The following is a 22,811-nucleotide window of genomic DNA, read 5'->3' on the forward strand; positions in this document are numbered from 1 at the left end:
AGGATTGAATATTTAAACAAATAAATTTTCTAAATTTAGAAACTTATTTTCATATTTACCATGTTATGATACATGATTATCATATTACTCATTTTTTAATAAGCGTACCTGCAGTTTACTGTTTACCTAATGAAAAAATAGGTATGGAGGTAGCTTTTGTTGGTTATTCTAATAGCGGAAAATCTAGCGCTATTAATGCGTTAACTTATCAAAAGAAATTGACTAAAGTAAGTAAAACACCGGGATGCACACAACTTATTAATTTATTTGAGGTCAGCCCAGGTATTCGTTTGATTGATTTTCCTGGCTATGGTTATGCTAAGAAGACGAAAAAAAGAAAAAACTACTGGCATGACGTGATATGTGAATACTTAAAAAAAAGAAAAAATTTAAAAGGATTGATATTAATGATGGATATTAGGCATCCAATAAAGGATTTAGATCAAAAAACAATTGAAAGCGCTCTTTCAGTAGATGTTCCTGTTTTTACTTTATTGAGCAAATCAGATAAAATTTCTAGAAATATTTTGCAAGTTACATCTAAAAAAATAATACATGATATGAAGATGATGTTTGAAACGCATATACAAGTCGAACCTTTTTCTGTTGTCAAAAAATATGGAATACACTCATTAAAAAGAGTTCTTAATAATTGGTTAAGATAATATATTTTTAAGATTTATCATATCCTTTCTGTATGTATATCTCAAAACATACGATTTTATATATAAATACATTATTTCAATCAATTGTTATTAATCATATACTTATTATATAATAATATATTAACCTAACATAAATTGATATATTAATGTGCTTGCTCCCAATTCTTTCCAATACCAACATCTACTTTTAGTGGTACGTCCATAATGAAACATTCTTCCATTAGTTTTTTAATTTTTTTTACAACAGGGTCTACAATATCGTTATGTACTTCGAATACTAATTCGTCATGTACTTGCATAATGATACGCGCTGGAATTTCATCTTTTTGTAACCAATTATCAATAGATATCATTGCTTTTTTAATAATGTCAGCGGCGCTCCCTTGCATAGGAGCATTAATCGCTGCTCTTTCAGCGCCTTTTTTTTGAAGAATGTTAGCAGAATAAATATCTGGTAAATATAACCTTCTTCCGTCTAGTGTAGATACATAACCATATTTATTAGCATGCTCTCGAATATGTTGCATATATTTCATAACACCAGGATAACGATTAAAATAACGATCTACATATTTTTGAGCTTCCTTACATGTTACTGATAATTGACGTGCTAATCCAAATGCGCTCATTCCATAAATTAATCCAAAATTAATAGTTTTAGCTCGTTGTCTTTGTTCATCGGTAACCAAGTGTAATGCAGTAACAAAGATTTCAGAAGCTGTTGCAGTATGAATATCTTTTTCAGAAAGAAAATCATTGATTAATTCGATATCTTGAGAAAGATGCGCCATAATTCTTAATTCTATTTGGGAATAATCAGCTGCTACAATTAAAAAATTTTTTGGAGCAATAAAAGCCTGACGTATTTTCCTTCCATCGTAATTTCTATTTGGAATATTTTGTAAATTAGGACTAGTAGAAGAAAGACGTCCTGTAGAAGTTCTAGTTTGATTATATGAGGTGTGCACCCTATTTGATTTTTTATTAATCATAGCGATTAATTTATTAATGTAAGTAGATTGCAATTTAGATAAAGCACGGTACTGCAAAATGATTTTTGGCATTGAATATTTTTTTGATAATTTTTTCAATACTTCTTCATTAGTGGAAGGAGCCCCTTTAGGTGTTTTTTTTAAAATTGGCAATTTTTGCTGATTATATAATATTTCTTGTAATTGTTTAGTTGAAGCAAGATTAAAAGGTGTACCTACTAATTGATACGCTTCTAGCTCTAATGCATGAAGCCGATAATCTAACTCTACCGCATGTGTATTAAGTAGTTTTTTATCAATTAATACACCATAATTTTCAATGCGTGATAAAATCGATATTAGAGGCATTTCTACTTCTTCAAATATTTTTTTTAATTTTTTATTTGCTTCTATCTTCGGCCATAAAGTATGGTGTAGATTAAATAGGGACTTGATAAATTTAGCAGCATATAAAGATTGTAATTGTATATTTTTTAGATCTGAAATTATATTATTTTCATTATAATTATCATAATTTTTTTTAAAATTTGTAACAACGTTAAACGTATCTTTATCTAAAAAATTTTTAATATCATGATAATTAGCAGTACCATACAATATATATAATTCTAATATAACATCAAACGCCATGCCAGCTAAGTTTATATTATAACGCTTTAAGATAGAATAACTAAATTTTAAATGCTGGCCTATTTTTTTTATTTTTTCATTTTCTAATGTTGGTTGCAAAATTGATAATATTTCTTCAAGATATAAAAAATTCTGATGATTATTAATTGAATCAGTTTTTATAGGAATATACGCGCTTTCTTTAGTATCTATAGATAAACATATACTTATGATATTGGCTGTAGCAACATTAAATACATCTGTATGTATACTAAATATAAAAAATTTGGATTCGTCAATTTTTTCAATCCAATGAAAAAGCATTTCAATATTACATATTATTTTGATAATTTTTTTTTCTTTGGAATAATCTGATAATAAATTATGTTTTTGAAACAAAAGCATATTATTTAACCGTCGGTGTGATGGTACATGTTTCAAATGGTGATATTTATTCAGCCATGTTCCTGATTGTAAATCTATTAACCAATTTTTAAATTCATACTGTGTAAATAATAATTGCAAAGTGTTAATATTTAACTGTTGTATTAGCAATTGATAATCGGATATATTTAAAGATACATCTGTTTTAATAGTCGTTAATTTATAAGAAAGAAATGCTACTTCTTTATTGGCTTGTAATGTGTTTTGTATCGCTCTAGCGCCGCGTAAACCTAAATTTAATAGACTAATTTTATCTAAATGATCATATAATACTTTTAAATTACCTATTTTATTTAATAAAATCTGAGCAGTTTTTTTTCCTATTCCAGGCACTCCAGGAATGTTATCAGAACGATCTCCTATTAATGCTAAATAATCAGCTATTAAAGTTGGTGGTACTCCAAACTGTTTTTCTACTTCTTTAGGAGTAAAAATAATATTCGACATAGTATTAATAAGAGTTATTTGAGATGATACTATTTGAGCCATATCCTTATCTCCCGTGCTAATTAACACAGAATTTCCTGATCGCGCACAAGATATAGCTAATGTGCCTATCACATCATCTGCTTCTACATCGGGCACCTTAAGAATTGATAACCCCATGGCCTGTATTATTTCACATAATGGATCAATTTGAGTATATAAATGTTTAGGGGTTTTCATACGATTGGCTTTATATTTTTCAAATAAATTGTTACGAAAGGTTTTTCCCATGGCATCAAAAACAACCACCATGTGAGTAGGTTGATATCGTATCAATAGACTTTTAATCATATTGATTACTCCATATATTACCCACACTGGCTTTCCATCACTAGTGATCAATTCTGGAAAAGCATGATATGCACGGTGTATATAACAAGATCCATCCACTAAAATTATCGGATTATTTATAATTGTAATCATAATGACATTTATATATGACTTAATCTTACAGAAAAGACAAGAGAATACTAGACTATTGCTTAGTAAAGCTATTAACTATAAGGCTATTATAAACAACAAAATAATAAAATCAATGCAGTCATTGCGTAAAATAATTTCAATAAAAAATAGAATACTTGCATACGCCAGTATGATAATATTATGAATATACAAAAATTACGTTTTATCTATAAGTAAATTTAACAACTCACAAAATTGTTTTATATAAGCATTAACTGATGATATATCTAACTTCTCGTTTTTTATCATATATTTCCCATTGATAAATATTGATGGTACTCCTCTCAAACGAAAATTTATTGCTGCTTGTTCCTGATCTAAAATTAAAGATTTCACTAATACGCTATCCCAAGCAACATCAAATTTTTCTGCATTAACACCAGATTTAATAAATATTTCACGAATATCTTCTACAGTATGAATAGATTGTTGTTTTTGTATCGCTGTAAATAATATAGGGCTGATTCTATCTTCTATTCTTAATGCTATTGCTACAGCCCAAGCATGTGTCAATTGTTTTCCTAAATTACCTATAAAATTCACATGATATTTATAAAAATTTATATTTTTAGGCAATGTTTGTTCTATATTATATGAAATATGATAAATTTCTTCGAATTGATAGCAATGTGGACAGTAAAAAGAAAAAAATTCCAATAATTGAGGTGCATTGTGAATAGGTTTATTTAGTCGAATGTATTGCCTTCCTTCTATAATTGCAGATGCAATGCTTTTACATGAAAATATCAAATAAATTACTATCCAAATAAGATGCAATTTTTTCATACCCTCCCCCTCCTAATATATACATAAATATTTCATATAAAAATATAAATATTGTAATATTATGATTGAATACTATTCAAAATTAGTTAATATTAAAATTAATTTAATTATTGATGTTCGTTTTAGTTATAGTATGTTACACATTGTGTAATATACATGTAAATTTATGTGATTGTTACGAGTTAACAGAGTGTATGATTGTTGTGTCAAAGTAGGTATAGATAATGATTATCTAAAAAATATTTCCATCTGTTTAAGTATAATTGTTAGTCATAAAATATTTTTATATAGCATATAGTATTATTGAATGTGCTTATATTATATAAAAATTTACATTAAAACTATTTAATATATATGTTTTCATAGTTACAATATATCATTACAGACGTGTTTATAGCGTTTATACTTTTAAAAAGAAAGTGTAACAATTGTCTGTTGTTATTAACAGAGAGGTCTTAATATAAATTTTTTTAATATAGAAACAATGTATGCGACGATTTATTGATAATACATTGCAGTATGTCTCTTTATTTTTATTGTAAAACATCCACCATACTGCTATGCGTTTAATTTTGCATCTTACTTAATTACCTTACTTAATTATATTATTTTTTATTGTAAAATATTATTTCTATATGTCTAGTTTATCCCAAATACTATCAATATAATGTCGTACCGTATCGTGCATTTTAATTGGAATACCCCATTCTCTTTCAGTTTCCCCGGGCCATTTATTTGTTGCATCCATACCTATTTTAGAGCCTAAACCAGAAATAGGACTAGAGAAATCAAGATAATCAATGGGGGTATTTTTTACTATTATGGTATCTCGATCAGGGTCCATGCGTGTAGTTATTGCCCATACTACATCATTCCAATCCCGAGCATTAATATCGTCGTCACATACGATAATAAATTTAGTATACATAAATTGTTTCAAAAAAGACCATATTCCAAAAATTATACGTTTAGCATGTCCAATATATTGTTTTTTTATAGTTACAATAGCCAATCTATATGAGCAACCTTCAGGAGGTAAATAAAAATCTGTAATTTCTGGGAATTGCTTTTGTATGATAGGGATGAACATTTCATTCATTGCCATTCCAAGAATCGCAGGCTCATCTGGTGGACGACCAGTATACGTAGAATGATAAATTGGATTGTTCCGTTGTGTAATATGGGTAATAGTGCATACTGGAAATTTAGCAGTAGTATTGTAATATCCTGTATGATCTCCAAAGGGACCTTCTATTGCTGTCTCATCTCGTTCTAAATACCCTTCCAATACAATTTCAGAATTAGCTGGAACGTCTAAGTCGCATGAAATACATTTAATTACTTCAGTTCTACAACCTCTTAGTAAACCAGAAAAAGCATATTCTGATAATGTATCAGGAATGGGAACTACTGCTCCTATTAAAGTGGCTGGATCAGCGCCTAATGCTACAGTAATTGGAAATCTTCTCTCTGAAGTATTTTTATGCCATTCTTGAAAATCTAATGCACCGCCACGATGAGATAACCATCTCATAATGATTTTGTTTTTAGATAGTACTTGTTGACGATAAATTCCAAGATTTTGTCGTTTACTTTTCAGACCACGCGTTATCGTGATACCCCAAGTAATTACAGGAGATACGTCTTGAGGCCAGCAACGCATTATTGGCATATGTGTGATATCTACATCTTGATTGCACCAAACATTTTCTTGGCATGGAGCTGTACTGACGCGCTTAATTGGCATATGTAGGATATGACGAAAATGAGGTATTTTAGAAAAAAAATCATGCACTCCTGTCGGTAATTCAGGTTCTCTTAAAAAGGCAAGTAATTTTCCAACATCACGCAAAGATAAAATGCTTTCTTTTCCCATTCCTAAAGCTATTCTATTAGGAGTACCAAATAAATTACAAAGAACAGGTATTGTATATCCTGTAGGATTTTCAAAAAAAAGCGCTGGTCCTCCAGATTTAATAGTGCGATCAGCAATTTCTGTTATTTCCAAATCAGGATTAATAGGAAATTTAATTCTTTTTAAGTCTCCCTTATGTTCTAATATTTTTATAAAATCACGTAAATCTTTATATTTCATAACTTATTAATGATCATTAAATGTTGTTGTGATTCAATAATATTACAAAATATCGTATAATTATCATTAAGTACAGTTTTAAAGTTATGATTGAATTAATTGATATTATTATATTTCAGCACTCATTTAATATAAGATGTTTCGTTGAATTGTTCAAATAAACTTGTATTAGAAAATAAAATTTAATTAAATAGTAATAGCATATTGTTATTGTATGATACGTTTCCAACCTATTGTCCAAATAAAGATTCCAATTACAAATAAAAAAATAGAAAAAATTTTTAAATATTTATCCTGTATATACAAAAAAATACTGCTGGTAACTAATGTTGCACCAACACCAAATAAAAATAGCGCTTGACCGTGATTAGTTCGCTGAGTTCTTAATTCTCTTATTAATATTTCTATTTTTTTTTGTAACATACAAGAACGTTTAAATTCATGAGATAATAAATTCGGTAATTCTGGTATTTTATCTATCCAATGAGGTATCTTGTCTTTTAAAGCACATATTGTTGTTGACAATTTTAATTGATCCCGCATCCATCTTTCTAAAAAAGGTTGAGCAGATTTCCAAAGATTTAAATTTGGATATAATTGTCTAACTATTCCTTCGATATACAATAAAGTTTTTTGTAATAAAATTAATTGGGGTTGTATTTCCATATTAAAATATCGTGCAGTATTAAATAAGTACAACAATATTTTACTGAAAGGAATTTTTTCTAACGGTTGTTCAAAAATTGGTTCAAATACTGTTCTCATAGCGCATTCAAAATCTTCAATGTTGGTATCCAAAGGTATCCAACCTGAATCAAGATGCAATTCAGCTATTTTACGATAATCATGATTGAAAAATGCTATGAAATTTGCTGCTAAATAGTATTTATCTTTTTTATTTAAAGATCCTACAATGCCGCAATCAACACTAATATATTTTGGATTTCCTGGGTGTTTATAGCTAATAAAAATATTACCAGGATGCATATCTCCGTGAAAAAAACTATCTCGAAATACTTGAGTAAAAAATATTTCTATTCCACGTTCTGCTAATAATTTCATATTAGTTTTTTGTTTTTTAAGCGCAACTAAATTATATACTGGTATACCATAGATACGCTCCATAACCATAACGTTTTCGCTACAAAAATCTACGTATACTTTGGGTATATATAATATTTGACTTTTTTTAAAATTTCTTCTCAATTGAATAGTATTCGCTGTTTCTTTTAGCAAATTGAGCTCATTAAAAAGAGTTTTTTCATATTCTGAAACAACTTCTAAGAACTTAAATTTCCGTCCTTCTGGTAAAAATTTACAAATCCATTTGGCTAATCTATACATTAAACATATATCTATTTTAATAATAGGTAAAAGACCGGGTCGAATAATTTTAATTACTATATCTTTATTGTTTTTTTTTAATCTGGCAGAATGTACCTGTGAGATAGATGCAGATGCCAATGGTATTTCTTGAAAATCTTTAAACCATGTTTCTAATGAATTCCCAATAGCTCGTTCTATGCACATTTTAGCAATAATCCCATCGAAAGGCGCCACACGATCTTGTAGTATTGATAATTGATCTGCAACAGAATCTGGAAAGATATCGCGTCGAGTAGAAAGCATTTGCCCAAATTTAATCCATATTGGACCTAACTCCTGTAATGCTAAACGAAATCGTTCCCCTAAAGTTAGTTGAGAATGCTTATTTAAAACACGTAAAAGAAATCTACTACCTATTCTTAATGGAAAAATTAGTCGATGAGTAGGAACAAAATCACTTAGCCCATAATTTAATATTGTTTTAATTATAGAATACAGTCGACATAACTCATCAACAAGCATCAGATTGCCTATAATTTGTTTAAAATGATTAGGAAAATATTCAGTTTTATATTTAAATAATACATCTTTATAAGGATTACTTTTAGTTCATTAGGCTTATACCGTGTTCTTACTATCAAGTATAGTTACATGTAAACATTTTTAATTAAAATGCGTTTTTTTCATAAAAATCTATAAAGTATGAGATAAAATTTCATCTGTTTGATAATATATAAGTTTGATTGTAAGTATCACAAATACTAATAATGTTAAAACTAGATACGAGTTTACATTGTTTAATTAAATTTTAAATTAATTAAACATCCTCGCTAATCTTAAAATGAATATACTCATCATCTACTGTATTATAGGTTGTTCATTCACATAATATATAGTATCATTGTATATTCTATTTTTATCTAATTTGTTTTTTATAAATATAAAAATAAATAATTGTTTCTTACTAAGATAGTAAAATAGTTTAATATCATAGTTTTTTGCGATCGAAATAAAATATCTTTACAGGATTTAATAAATATTCACGTTCTTGGCGATGTTAAAAAAATAATGACACTGTCTATTTTAATAATGCACTGAATATTAATATTTTTTTAACATTTATAAGCGCAATGTAATACAACAATCCCAAAAGTCATATTGAAATATTCAACATTGTTGAATCCTGTTCGTATTATCATGTTTTTTAAAGTTTCTTGATCTGGATGCATACGAATAGATTCTACAAGATAACGATAACTATTAATATCTTGAGTTATACATTTACCTATTTTAGGTAAAATATGAAATGAATATAAATCATATATTTTATGCAATACTTTAAAAGTAGGCACTCCGAAATCTAAAATTAATAATTTTCCTCTAGGTTTTAATACTCTATGTATTGAAAATAATGCTTGTTCTTTATTTGTAAAATTGCGTAATCCAAAAGAAACAGCAACACAATCAAAAGTATTTTCAGAGAAAGGTAAAGCTTCAGCGTCAGCTTGTATATATATTACATTATTTAATATACCTAAATCGCGTAATTTTTTTTGCCCTATATGTAGCATGGAATCATTGATATCTGCTAGCACTACGATCCCTGTATTACCTACTAACCGGGAAAATTGAATACTTAAATCTCCAGTACCTCCAGCTAGATCTAATACAATGCATCCAACATATACTTCGCTGCGATAAATCGTAAATCGTTTCCACATTCTATGTATTCCAAACGACATTAAATCATTCATTAAATCATACTGTGATGCTACAGTATGGAATACATTAGACACTAATGATGTTTTCTTATCTTTGTAAACATTTTGAAAACCAAAATGAGTCATTTCTTTTTCAGATTTATTCTTCATATTCATCATTACCGTAATTATCATTAAATTTCTATTTGTCAGAAAATAATACTAATTTTACTAAAATAGTACTCTGATTTTATCAAGTCACATACTTTAATGTACTAAATCAATAATTTGATAAAGATTTATGACATATATTTTCAGTGATATTATCTTCACAATTAGATACATCGGAAGATTTTTTTTTTGTATCACATAAAAATATAGAATTCGGTGAAATCACATTAGTAACAATTGGTTGTTTTATTTGCACTCCAAGCGCTCTAAAACCTTCCGCTTGACTTATAATATTACCTTTTCCTTCAGAAAATTTATTCTTTGCTGCACTATAAACAACTTCTGCTTTATTTAGATAAAGACCAATTTTATTCAAATCATCCATAAACAACCGTAGTTTGTCATACAATCTGCCTGCTTTATCAGCAATTTTTTGAGCATGACAGTTTTGATATTCATAACGCCATAAATTATTAATAGTGCGCAAAGCTATCAACAATGTTGTAGGGCTAATTAACATAATATTACACCGCATAGCATCTGTTAATAATGATGCTTCTTTTTTGATAGCTAACATAAAAGCTGATTCAATAGGGACAAACATTAAAATATAATCTAATGTGTTCAATCCAAATAATTTTTGATAATCTTTTTTGCTTAATGATTTTATATGAGCACGTAATGAATGTACATGATCAGTGACAGCTAACCTTTGATCTTCTTCGCTATCGCTATTGAAATAACGTTCATAAGCCACTAGAGATACTTTAGAATCAATTATTACATCTTTACCATGAGGTAAATGTATGATTACATCAGGTTGCAATCTATTTCCATCAGTTTGTTTTATGCTGACTTGCACATGAAATTCATGACCTTCACGCATACCAGAAGCTTCTAATGCACGAGTTAGAATTATTTCTCCCCAACTTCCTTGTGTTTTATTGTTTCCTTTTAGTGCTTGTGTTAGATTAATAGTTTCTTGAGTAATTTTTGCATTCAATTGATGTAAATTACGAATTTCATATGTCAGGGTATGTCTCGATTGTTCTTCTTTTGAGAAATTATTTTGAATTTGACTTTTAAATCCTTCTAACTGTTCTTTTAATGGATATAATGTTCTCTCAAGAGTTATTCGATTTTGTTGGTCTATCTTACTTCCGTTTTGCTCAAAAATACGATTTGCCAAATTTTCAAATTGCATAGTTAATCGGTTTTCACTATTGGTGAACAACTTCTGTTTTTCTTCTGTTGCTAATTTGTATTCTTCTAAACGAATATTTAATTCTTGTATTTTTAATTCTTGAGAATGATTTAAATTTAATTGTACATGTAATTCATTATTTAGTTTTTCACATTTTTGATGATAATGATTTAGTAATTTTAAACGCTCTTCGGCAGTGGATAATTTACCATACAGTTCATATATCACTTGAGATTTTTTTTGCAATTTCTGTTCAATATTATAACGTAAAGCAGACTCATTTTTTAAATTTTGCGCAGTTACACATAAAGCATTCTCATGAGATGCATAAGCATTATTATATTTTTTTATATACCGTTTGCTTATGATCTTAAAAAATATTCCAGATATTAAGAAACCTGCGAATATGCTAATTATGTTATACAAATAAAATAAAGTAATTGGCATAGATTCTCTGTCATAAAATATATTCATAAATAAGCTTTATAATAATTACTTATTATTAATCATTATATACAACATATCAATAGTGTAGGAATACAAATAGAAGTAGGTCTTATATCATATTAATGATATGATGTTATTTAGACAATACAGCATGCTAAATTCCATTCTCGATTCTTTTATTTAAAAAATAATAATATGTTATTTTAAAATTTTTTTGTCAATAACTGAATATTATTAAAATGAATAGAAATATTTAAAGAATAATGATTAATATTATTCTGCATAACAGTGTAAAGTGTTGCTTTTGTTCAAAATAATATGAGCGCCTTCTATTGCAACTTTCATTGCCATATATTCAGTATGATGTATTAAAGTAACGTTTGGAATTTCTTTTTGTGTGCGATTTACAATAACGCCTGTAACAACTCCTGCTCGTAATCCTTGACTTAAACACATAGTTAGTAGTGTTGCAGATTCCATTTCATAACTCATAACTCCCAGGTTTTTCCATTCTTCCATGGACCCGCGCAATTTTTGAATAACTCGCCCAGAATATGTATCTTGTCTTTCTTGTCCAGGATAAAATGTATCTGAAGATACGGTTACACCGAAATGTGATTTAATACCAATGTTTTTAGCTGCTTGAATTAAAGCTATAGTACATGATAAATCTGCTACTGCTGGAAATTCTAATGGAGCAAAATGTTGACTTGCTCCATCACAGCGAACAGCAGCAGTGATAATCAACACATCGCCTATTTTTATATATTTTTGGATAGCTCCTGAGGTACCTACACGTAAGAATGTACGTATGCCTAATTGAGATAACTCTTCTACTACAATAGAAGTAGATGGACCGCCTATACCTGTAGAACAAACAATTACTGTCTCTTTATTGATTTTTGCGGACCAAGTTGTAAATTCTCTATTACTAAAAATGTATTCCGCTCCGTCCATCAGAGAAGCTATTTTTTTAACTCTATTAGGATCTCCTGGAAGGATAGCTAAAGTTGCCCCTTGAAGGTCCCCGATCTTTAAACCTAAATGAAATGAATGAGTTATAGTCATAATCTAACTATTGCGTGTTTTTTAAAAGTTATTAAGAATGTTTAAGATTCGTGGGAAACTTTTCCAAATTCTTTATTTTTTATTCATAAAAAATATCAATTTTAACTGATTCAATGATCGTTCCTTAAATAGATGATTTCGTAATCAATCCACTGTATTACCAATAAATTCGGTAATTTTATCTTGATATTGATTGCTATACAATCAATTAATAAAAATTATTAGTCATTATTTACGATGAATAAAATTGTTTACGCAATAATTTAGCTGCAGACACCATATTATTCAACGAATGTTTAATTTCAGGCCATGATCTTGTTTTTAATCCACAATCAGGATTAATCCATAAACGTTGTTTTGGGATATATTTTAACAATTGATTAATTCTTCTGATAAGATCATTTTGGGTTGGTTTATTTGGAGAATGAATATCGTATATTCCTGGTCCAATTTCATTTAAATTCTTTATTACATGTCGTATGGATTTTAATATTTTCTCATCTGATCTAGCTGCTTCTATACTGATAACATCCGCATCTAATGCTAGAATAGCATAAATGATATCGCTAAATTCAGAATAACACATATGAGTATGAATCTGAGTATCATCTTTCACTGATGATACAGTGATCCTAAAGACATTAATTGCCCATTCTAAATATTGTTTTTGATCAGAGCGTTTTAAAGGTAATCCTTCTCGCAAAGCTGGCTCATCAATTTGTATGATTCCAATACCAGATTTTTCCAAGTCTATTACTTCATCACGTATCGATAAGGCTAATTGCAATGCTATTGTTTTTCGTTGCATATCCTCGCGTGGGAACGACCAAGACATTATGGTGACAGGTCCAGTTAATATACCTTTTATCGGTTTATTAGTTAATGACTGAGCATAACTTATCCATTCTATAGTAATGGGTTTTGAACGACTAATATCCCCAATAATTACCGGAGGTTTTACGCAACGTGAACCATAACTTTGTACCCACCCATTTTGAGTAAATATAAATCCATTTAAATTCTCTCCAAAATATTCCACCATATCATTTCGTTCTGGTTCTCCATGTACTAGAATATCTAAATCTAATTTTTCTTGTTCCATAATAATTTTTTTAATGTAATTCTTAATATTACAATGATAATCTTCTTTGTTGATTTGGTTATTTTTAAAGCGCGAACGAAGTTTACGAATTTCTTCAGTTTGAGGAAATGAACCGATAGTAGTTGTTGGAAATAATGGTAAATTCAACTTCTTATGCTGTAATGTAACTCGTGTTGTGTACGGAGAAGATCTAGAATAAGAAATTTCATCGATGTGTTCGAGACGTTTTTTAACTTGTATATTATGAATTGTACTAGAATACGATCGTAAGTTATTAGAAATATAATATTCACTAAGTGTATCTTCATATGTCGCGTCACTTGTGTTTTTAGCATTCAATGCAGCGCATAACATTTTTATTTCGTAACATTTTTGCAACGAAAAAGCAAACCATTCTTTAACGTGTTTATCTAACTTGATCTCCGTATTTAGATCAATAGGACTGTGTAATAAGGAACAAGAAGAACCTATCCATAAGCTGCGCTCGCCTACTAAAGGATATAGTTTTTTAAACCAATCATGTAAATTAGTTTTCCATACATTACGTCCATTAACTACTCCTGCTGATAATGTCCAATGTTTTGGTAGTCGTGCATGCAGTACAGGTAAATTATCAGGATTAGAAACCAGATCTACATGTAGCCCATCTATTTTTAATCGCGTAATAATATCTAATTGATGATATATGCTATCGAAATAAGTAGTTAATAGTAACTTAACTTTACCATGAAGTTGTTCATACGCGCTTAAATATGCATTTAGCCATTGTAACGGTAGCTCCAAAACTAGTATGGGCTCATCAATTTGTATCCAATCAATATTTTTTGATAATAAAATATCTAATATTTCTTGATATACTGATAATAAATTAGGTAATAATGACAAACGATCAAATTTTTTTCCTTTTATTTTTCCTAACCAAAGATAACTAATTGGGCCAAGTAGTATTGGTTTTACCGTATATTGTAAAGATAAAGCTTCATCTATTTCATCAAATAATTGAGTCCAATTTAACTTAAATTCCTGATTGGGAACAAATTCGGGTACTATATAGTGATAATTTGTATTAAACCATTTTTTCATTTCTGAAGGAGGTATCAATTTTTTGTCTAAAGAATACCCTCGGCTTATTCTAAACAATGTATTTAAATTAATATTTTCTTGACCAATACGATGCCTATCTGGAATATTATTGAGCATCAAGCTAGTAGTTAAAACATGATCGTACCATGCGAAATCACCTACTGAGATCCAGTCGATACCGGAATCTTTCTGTTGTTTCCAATGACGTTTGCGTAATGTACGGCCTATTTCTAATAATTTATCTTCTTTGATTTTTCCATCCCAATAATATTCTAGAGCATATTTTAATTCTCTATGTAATCCAATACGAGGAAATCCTAATATATGACCGACAATTGTCATAATTCACTCCATGAGCTATTTTTATTATATGAAGTACTCATAAAAAATTATAGTAAAAAATTTAAAAAAGTATTATGGCGCCAATAGTCAATTCGATTATTGCAAAATAACTTCACAACTAATGCTATAGCTACTATATAACTTTTTTTTAAATTAAAAATGTGTAACATCAAAAATCATTAATAAATATGAATTATATCAAATTGATATACTATAATCAAACAATTAAAAATTAATAAGTATATATACATTTTAACAATTTTTATATTATTTAGTTTCACCAATGAAATTCAAAAAAATTTTAATTAATTTTGTATAATTAGTTTCATTTTTTTCATGGCATTTTTTTCTAATTGACGTACTCGTTCAGCAGATACACCGTATTGATTAGCTAATTCTTGTAACGTACTTTTATTATCTACATTTAACCATCGGGCACGAATAATGTGTTGACTGCGTTCATCTAAAGTCTTTATAGCTGCATTTAATTTATCGCTAACTTGATCAATCCATTCCTCTTCTTCATTAGAGGAAACAATTTTGTCTTGCAAATATAAAATAGGTGCTATTGTTATTCCTCTATTATCTTCATCTGAAGATTGTTCAAAAGTCATATCTTGCGCTGACATTCGGGATTCCATTTCACGCACGTCTTTGCTAGTCACATTTAAAGCTTTTGCGACTATTTCTATTTCTCCTGCATTAAACCAACCTAAACGTTGTTTAGTTTTGCGTAGATTAAAAAATAATTTACGCTGCGCTTTAGTGGTAGCTATTTTTACAATACGCCAATTTTTTAAAACATATTCATGAATTTCGGATTTAATCCAGTGTACAGCAAATGATACTAAACGAACATCTAACTCTGGATTAAATCGACGAACAGCTTTCATTAAACCAATATTACCTTCTTGTATTAAATCGGCCTGAGGTAATCCATAACCAGAATAATTACGAGAAACATGAACAACAAATCTTAGATGTGATACAATGAGTTTTTTTGCAGCATCTAAATCACCATTATAGTATAAGCGTTTAGCTAATGTTTTTTCTTCTTCTGCTGTTAACATAGTATAAGCATTGGCTACTTTTATATAAGCTTCTAAATTCCCTTGAGGAATTAAAGTTACATTTTTTTGTATATATTTAGGCATTTATTCTCCTAAAATAACCATGTATACGCAGATAATTATGAGTACATCATTGCGTCTGCATGTAATTGCATCAGAATCATTGTAAAAAATTTTGTATCAACAACAGAATGATGTATGACACTTAAATAGTGTATATATTAACGTAATCATCATTGATTTTATTGCTAATTCTAATTATATATAATATATCATAAATTACCTATTATAACTAATCATTATTCTTAATAACATTAAATACTTCATAGATAATTTTAGTATAATCTGAATTGTAAGTGAACATTAATGATGCGTGGATTATGTACAGAATATACAAATGCCAATAGATGCGGTCGATTCGTTTTTTGTTGTCAATCTGTACTATTTTTAAATTTTATTTTTAATTAATATTCTGGGTTTTATGACTTTTTTACTTCAATAAATCATAAATATTATTTTAATTATCTAAACTTAGTCTCTTTTAATTAAAATCCTCAGAAAACATCATAAATATGAATAACATTATTTTCAATAATTATTTATAAAAATATTTTTGTTGCTATTCAGATTAATAACCTTGTTTTTAAAAACACCCATATAAATTATAAGTAGCGTTTTTTGTTATTGAGTTTACTCTTTTAAAATAGCTTCAACAAAATTGTGTGATTTAAATGGTTGTAAATCATCAATATTTTGCCCTATCCCAATATATCGTATTGGTATTGAAAAATGATCAGCAATAGATAAAAGAGTGCCTCCTTTAGCACTACCATCTAATTTGGTCATAACTATTCCTGTAATTTTAATAGCTTCATTGAACATGCGTACTTGATTTACAGAATTTTGTCCGATATTGGCATCAAGAACTAACATGGTTTCATGAGGTGCCGCTGCATCAATTTTTGTTATTACTCTAATAATTTTTTTTAATTCCTCCATAGCATATATTTTATTTTGTAATCTACCTGCGGTATCTATGATAAGTAAATCAACAGATTTTATTTTAGCTATTTTAACGGCATCAAAAACTATTGAAGCAGAATCAGCAGTGGTATTTTTTGTGATGACTTCGGTGCAACCACTACGTTTTCCCAAAATTTCTAACTGATCTGCAGCTGCGGCTCTACAGGTATCTCCTGCTGCTAGCATTACAGTTTTATTCTTTAATCGGTAATAATGTGCTAATTTTCCAATAGTAGTAGTTTTTCCAACACCATTCACCCCTACCATTAATATAATAAATGGTTTTTTTTCTTGTAAAAATAATGGTCTGTCAATGAGTGTAACTATTTTTAACATTTCATTACGTAATGCATCGTGAAAAGATTGTTCATTACAATTAGTATTAAAACTAATATAATTTCTCAAATTATTAATGATTTTTTGGGTAGTATGTATATTGATGTCTGCGATTAATAATTGAGTCTTAAGTTTGTCTAAAATAACAGTATCAATTCTTTTATTACGAATTAACTCTATTATATTATCACCCAATTTTTTTCGAGTATTCAACAAACTTTGTTTCAGTCTATTAAATAAATTATATGCAGAATTCATATATATTCACCTCATAATTATCATTAACATATACGATGTTATTTTTTATTTATTTCGATGTTTTTATTACATACTTTGTTAATCAATTTTCATTGATATTGTTTATTTTTTATTTTTTCAAAAATACAAAATATTTACATGTAATACACGACACATAATTGCAGACGCAAATACAACTAATAAAGAGTATAACAAAAAACAAATGGGTTGTAGATATACAAAACATTAGAAACTATAATTGTCAAACTTCTATAGTTTATGTATAAGTAATTAGATTTATATAGCATAAAAACAAATTGATGATTCATGACTCATAATAAAAATCCTTTTCATTTCAAAAAATAAAAATGTCCTATGAATTATTATTTTAATATATACAGAAATATAGTGGATGTGTGAAAAATAAATTACATTTAGGCGTATCCAGAAAAATTAAGATTATTGGCGGTAAATGGAAGGGAAGAAACATACCAATTACTCGGCATTCTAAGATACGTCCAACTACTAATCGTATGCGTGAAATATTATTTAGTTGGCTTAATCCTATTATTTCTAGAGCGGTGTGTTTAGATTGTTTTGCTGGAAGCGGCGCACTAGGTCTAGAATCATTGTCTAGAGGAGCTAATAAAGTAACTTTTTTAGATAATAATCATATTTGTATTACTGCATTGATAAAAGTCATTCAGTCTTTTTCAGCATATAACAGTGAAATAATATATACTGATTGTCGTTCTTGGTTACAACAATCGACTACGACTTATAATGTCATCTTTCTTGATCCTCCTTTTCAAAATAATATTATACCTGAAGTTATTTTTTTATTAGAAAGGTATAATCTATTGGAAAAAGAATCTTGGATTTATATAGAAACTTCAAAAAAAAGAAACATTTTTAATACTAGTATAATTCCGAATTATTGGATTTTATATCATAAAAAAATTACTCGGAATGTTATGTATTATCTTTTTTTAAGAAGATCATAGAATGTTTAAATATAATAAAAACACTACTCAAAACATGTTTTTTCCACACGTCTACCACAATTAAATGTAGCTTTCATCAAAAAAATTACATTAACCACACCAAGATTTGTAACAATGTATTAAACCATAAGTTGAACTGTCATGATTTTTAGAAATCATACTTTCATATTTTAATTCTGGTAAAATACTGTCAGCCAATTGTTTTCCTAATTCCACCCCCCATTGATCAAAAGTATAAATATTAAAAATAATGCCTTGTGTAAATATTTTATGTTCATATAAAGCAATCAAAGCTCCTAAAGTATAAGGAGTAATTTTTTTAACTAAAATAGAATTACTAGGATTATTTCCTTTACATAACTTAAAAGGAACTATACATTGTTCATATTTGTAATTTTTTTTAGATTTTACATATTTTTGCATTGATGTTAAATGTGTATTTCCAAAAGCCAACGCTTTGGTTTGAGCAAAAAAATTTGATATTAATTTTTCATGATGATTAGATATAGGATTATGACTAATTGCTGGTGCAATAAAATCACATGGAACCATTTTAGTGCCTTGATGAAGCAATTGATAAAATGAATGTTGTCCATTAGTCCCAGGTTCTCCCCATATAATAGGGCCAGTTTGATATGTAATAGGGCATCCATTGCGATCTACACATTTTCCGTTAGATTCCATATTTACTTGCTGTAAATATGCTGTAAAACGGTGCATATATTGATCATAAGGAAAAATAGCTTCAGTTTCAACTTGAAAGAAATTATTGTACCAAATACCAATAAGCGCTAGAATTACTGGTAGATTTTCATGTAACGGTGTGCTATAAAAATGTATATCCATGTCATGAGCTCCAGTCAGCAATAACTCAAAATTGCTCACTCCTACTGATAGCATTATCGGTAAACCAATTGATGACCACAATGAATAACGCCCGCCTACCCAATCCCAAAATTTAAACATATTTTCTGATGGATCAATACCAAATTTACGCACTGCTATGGTATTTGTGGATAATGCTATAAAATGCTTCGATATATGTTGTGCGTCAGAAGTAGCTTTACAAAACCAGTTACGTGCACTAAGCGCATTGGTCATAGTTTCTTGCGTAGTAAAAGTTTTTGATGCTATTACAAATAGTGTATTTTCTGGATTTAAATTTTTTAATGTCTCAAAAATATGTGTGCCGTCTATATTAGAGACAAAATGCATATTTAAATGATTTCGATATGGCTTTAATGCTTCAGTTACCATATAAGGCCCAAGATTGGAGCCGCCAATACCTATATTAACAATATCTGTAATTATTTTATCCGTGTAACCTGTCCAATTACCTTGAATAACCCGATTACAAAATTGTTTCATTTTATTTAGTACTGCATTTATTTGTGGCATTACGTTGAATCCATCCACTAAAATTGGCGTATTTTTTATATTTCTTAAAGCTATGTGTAATACAGCACGATCTTCACTACAATTAATTTTTTCACCATGAAACATATCTGAAATGGCTTCTATCAGATCACATTCAATAGCCAAAGAGATTAGTTTAATAATAGTTTCGTTCGTGATTAAGTTTTTTGAATAATCCACTAAAATTTCATTATTAAATGTTTTAGAGAAATGAGCAAACCTATATTTGTCTTGATTGAACAAATCGTTAATTGATGTGCTCTTCATATCTTCAAAATGTTGTTTGAGATGCTGCCAAGCTTGTGTACGATTAGGATTTATATTTTTCATAATTCATTTTCTTATGCTCTATCACAAAAGTAAGTGAATAAAAATTAAATTTAAAATAAACTATTCAACGCGCCATAACTCATTCAGGTTACTACATAAATGTAGTAACCGATTTATATATAATTATCGTACCTCATGCGTATAAATATGGTGAAAATTTATACAGGAAACTAAATATACGAAATTAACCATTTATTTCTATATCAATATAGTATATATCTGCATATATTTATGTAAATTGAAAAATTCTTGATTATGTATAAATACACTTTTATACACCAACCAATATCATTGGTATCAGATAGACATCAAAAAATACATAATCTTTTGTATGCGCAATAACAACAAACTCAAAACTATAGTTTTGAGGAAATTATATAATTTTAAAATATTTATAATTTTTTGAATTTATATTTCATAAGTTAATTTTACAGAATAAATATGATAGTTTATTATTCATCTCACTCAATCTGTTCAGAAAGAACTTAAATGTTAATGACATTTTGTTGTACATAATGATTCAACCAATTTGCAAATAATAAATACGCATGACTTCTCCAACTGATCTTAGGAACTAAATTAGGATTGTCTTGAGGAAAATAATGATCTGGCAGCATTGGACTTAATCCCAATTTTAAATCTCTATAATACTCCTGAGATAAAGTCATCGCGTCATATTCTGGATGTCCAGTTATAAATATTAAACGCTTGTCTTGACTCATAAGCAAATATGCACCTGCTTCATCAGATTCTGCTAAAATTTCTAAATCTGTGTTCCGATAAATTATATCTTTAGGAAAATCCGAATAACGAGAGTGAGGCGCCAAAAATTTTTCATCAAATCCTTTTGTTAAAAGCGCATGTGAATTTATAGTATTATGTTGGTAAATTCCTACTAATTTACGTTTCCGAGTAAATTTAGGAAGATTGTATAGCACTTTTAAAGCCGCCTGTACTGCCCAACAAATAAATAATATCGAATTAATATGTTCTTTTGCCCATAAGAATAATTGTTCAATTTGAGGCCAAAAGGTTATATTTTCAAAATTAATTAATCCCAAAGGAGCACCAGTTACAATTAAACCATCGAAGTTTTTATATCGGATATCTGGAAAACTACAATAAAAGTTGTTTAAATGCTCAACAGGTGTGTTTTTAGGGACATGACCATCTATACGCAATAATTGAATATCAATTTGTAAGGGAGAATTTGACAATAAACGTAATAATTGATTTTCCGTTTCAATTTTTTTTGGCATTAAATTAAGAATCAATACTTTTAAAGAACTTTGTTCTTTAAAAGTATTGCGTGATTTTTGCATAATAAAAACATCTTCATTCTGTAAAATTTTTATCGCAGGCAACCTGTTTAATACCCGAACTGGCATAATGTCATAACCTTAATATGTATACGTATGTTTTAAAATTTATTTAGTTTTAAATTGTTTATTTTGCCTATATACATATTACAAATTCCCATCATCCATCACAAATATGGAATCATAATTATAAAAATTAATTTTTTTCAACACGTATTGAGTAAAATACAAAAAACAAAAATCATTATCTAAGTATCACGGATAATTTGTAATCCATATATTTAACATAATTAACACGTAGTTTATAGTGATTCATCGAACATGCGCAAAAAAACATAAATAGGATACAAATCCTATTGAACATTTCTCATTATCTACTATTACATACATCAATTCATGATAGGCCTGAGTGGAATCGAACCACTGTCCTCACCCTTATCAGGGGTGCGCTCTAACCGCCTGAGCTACAAGCCTGTAATTAATATAAAATATTATCAATTTTCCATAACCTTTAACTACAACATATAATTATGTATTAAGTTTGATTACAAAACTACTTATTCATTTAAAATGGAAAACATATTAACGCATATATATTGACTATTTAAATGGAATGAGCCCGTCTTCCGCAATAACATAACTCAAAATATTAATTCAAATATTTCCATAAATTTAGTTATTAAGAAAAAATTAATAAACAATAATAACCTACTTTCAAATTTTTATTTCTAATATTTTATATACTACTATAACAATCCTCAATAATACAATCCTAATAACATACAATAATCAATATTATTTCAAATTATCTTCAATAAGCAGATAATTTAATCTATTCTTTTCATTGAATTTTGCAACTTTTTTAAATATAATTGTTAAAATGTTCGGTCAACGGATACATATATATGTATATGCGTATATATGTAAAGTAAATAAGAGTTGGTTGGTGGGAGTTCGCTCTGGATGTGGCTGCCGACTAGGGTGGACCTTCGTTGGTGGGTGGTTGCGGTGTGGAATGCAACTAAAAAATTCTTCTCTATTTTGTGGGGTCGTTTTACTAGGTTTGTTGTTAGTTATGTAACGAGGTTCAATGT

The 22,811-nt window shown here is 28.4% G+C and carries 15 protein-coding genes and 1 tRNA gene; 3 read left to right on the top strand and 13 right to left on the bottom strand.

Annotation, left to right across the window (positions count from 1 at the left end; translation table 11 throughout):
- Positions 1-65 precede the first annotated feature (65 nt).
- Positions 66-665: a ribosome biogenesis GTP-binding protein YihA/YsxC gene (gene yihA / locus BCHRO640_RS03200; RefSeq protein WP_011283153.1), complete on the top strand. Its 600-nt coding sequence runs from the start codon at positions 66-68 to the stop codon at positions 663-665.
- A gap of 143 nt (positions 666-808) precedes the next feature.
- Here the strand turns inward: yihA and polA are convergent, their stop codons facing one another.
- From polA to ftsY, 10 genes are all read right to left on the bottom strand, one after another.
- Complete coding sequence (polA, locus tag BCHRO640_RS03205; protein ID WP_015344850.1) at positions 809-3,619, bottom strand: DNA polymerase I; 2,811 nt, start codon at positions 3,617-3,619, stop codon at positions 809-811.
- Positions 3,620-3,814: 195 nt separating this feature from the next.
- Entirely contained in the window at positions 3,815-4,444 is a 630-nt protein-coding gene (gene dsbA, locus BCHRO640_RS03210) for a thiol:disulfide interchange protein DsbA (protein ID WP_015344851.1), read from the bottom strand.
- A 631-nt stretch (positions 4,445-5,075) separates the two neighbouring features.
- Complete coding sequence (gene ubiD / locus BCHRO640_RS03215) at positions 5,076-6,539, bottom strand: 4-hydroxy-3-polyprenylbenzoate decarboxylase (RefSeq protein ID WP_015344852.1); 1,464 nt, start codon at positions 6,537-6,539, stop codon at positions 5,076-5,078.
- Between the two features lie 207 nt (positions 6,540-6,746).
- Positions 6,747-8,387 carry a ubiquinone biosynthesis regulatory protein kinase UbiB gene (gene ubiB, locus BCHRO640_RS03220; RefSeq protein ID WP_015344853.1) on the bottom strand — a complete coding sequence of 547 codons (1,641 nt, stop codon included), beginning with the start codon at positions 8,385-8,387 and terminating at the stop codon, positions 6,747-6,749.
- A gap of 590 nt (positions 8,388-8,977) precedes the next feature.
- Positions 8,978-9,736, bottom strand: coding sequence for a bifunctional demethylmenaquinone methyltransferase/2-methoxy-6-polyprenyl-1,4-benzoquinol methylase UbiE (gene ubiE / locus BCHRO640_RS03225; RefSeq protein ID WP_236608098.1), 759 nt, complete (start codon positions 9,734-9,736; stop codon positions 8,978-8,980).
- Positions 9,737-9,845: 109 nt separating this feature from the next.
- Positions 9,846-11,414 (bottom strand): DNA recombination protein RmuC, encoded by a 1,569-nt coding sequence (rmuC, locus tag BCHRO640_RS03230; RefSeq protein ID WP_071819622.1) that lies wholly within the window; start codon positions 11,412-11,414, stop codon positions 9,846-9,848.
- Between the two features lie 246 nt (positions 11,415-11,660).
- The gene (udp, locus tag BCHRO640_RS03235; RefSeq protein ID WP_015344856.1) at positions 11,661-12,455 is read right to left on the bottom strand and encodes a uridine phosphorylase; all 795 of its coding nucleotides are present in this window, start codon (positions 12,453-12,455) and stop codon (positions 11,661-11,663) included.
- Between the two features lie 232 nt (positions 12,456-12,687).
- Entirely contained in the window at positions 12,688-14,982 is a 2,295-nt protein-coding gene (gene metE / locus BCHRO640_RS03240) for a 5-methyltetrahydropteroyltriglutamate--homocysteine S-methyltransferase (protein ID WP_015344857.1), read from the bottom strand.
- Between the two features lie 305 nt (positions 14,983-15,287).
- A complete protein-coding gene (gene rpoH, locus BCHRO640_RS03245) occupies positions 15,288-16,136 on the bottom strand; it encodes an RNA polymerase sigma factor RpoH (RefSeq protein ID WP_011283162.1) in 849 nt (282 codons plus the stop codon).
- Between the two features lie 606 nt (positions 16,137-16,742).
- The gene (gene ftsY / locus BCHRO640_RS03250; protein WP_015344858.1) at positions 16,743-17,669 is read right to left on the bottom strand and encodes a signal recognition particle-docking protein FtsY; all 927 of its coding nucleotides are present in this window, start codon (positions 17,667-17,669) and stop codon (positions 16,743-16,745) included.
- A 395-nt stretch (positions 17,670-18,064) separates the two neighbouring features.
- On the opposite strand from ftsY, the gene rsmD reads away from it, so the two are divergent.
- Complete coding sequence (rsmD, locus tag BCHRO640_RS03255; protein WP_015344859.1) at positions 18,065-18,652, top strand: 16S rRNA (guanine(966)-N(2))-methyltransferase RsmD; 588 nt, start codon at positions 18,065-18,067, stop codon at positions 18,650-18,652.
- A gap of 90 nt (positions 18,653-18,742) precedes the next feature.
- Here rsmD and pgi read toward each other — a convergent pair whose 3' ends face one another.
- From pgi to BCHRO640_RS03270, 3 genes are all read right to left on the bottom strand, one after another.
- Positions 18,743-20,398: a glucose-6-phosphate isomerase gene (pgi, locus tag BCHRO640_RS03260; RefSeq protein WP_015344860.1), complete on the bottom strand. Its 1,656-nt coding sequence runs from the start codon at positions 20,396-20,398 to the stop codon at positions 18,743-18,745.
- A gap of 485 nt (positions 20,399-20,883) precedes the next feature.
- Positions 20,884-21,786, bottom strand: a complete 903-nt coding sequence (locus tag BCHRO640_RS03265; protein WP_015344861.1) for a homoserine O-succinyltransferase — start codon at positions 21,784-21,786, stop codon at positions 20,884-20,886.
- A 331-nt stretch (positions 21,787-22,117) separates the two neighbouring features.
- Positions 22,118-22,191 (bottom strand) — tRNA-Ile (locus tag BCHRO640_RS03270).
- Between the two features lie 406 nt (positions 22,192-22,597).
- On the opposite strand from BCHRO640_RS03270, the gene BCHRO640_RS03360 reads away from it, so the two are divergent.
- Positions 22,598-22,798, top strand: coding sequence for a hypothetical protein (locus BCHRO640_RS03360; protein ID WP_148282917.1), 201 nt, complete (start codon positions 22,598-22,600; stop codon positions 22,796-22,798).
- Positions 22,799-22,811 lie beyond the last annotated feature (13 nt).

This window comes from Candidatus Blochmanniella chromaiodes str. 640 (genome assembly GCF_000331065.1).
In the GTDB taxonomy this organism is placed as follows: domain Bacteria; phylum Pseudomonadota; class Gammaproteobacteria; order Enterobacterales; family Enterobacteriaceae; genus Blochmanniella; species Blochmanniella pennsylvanica.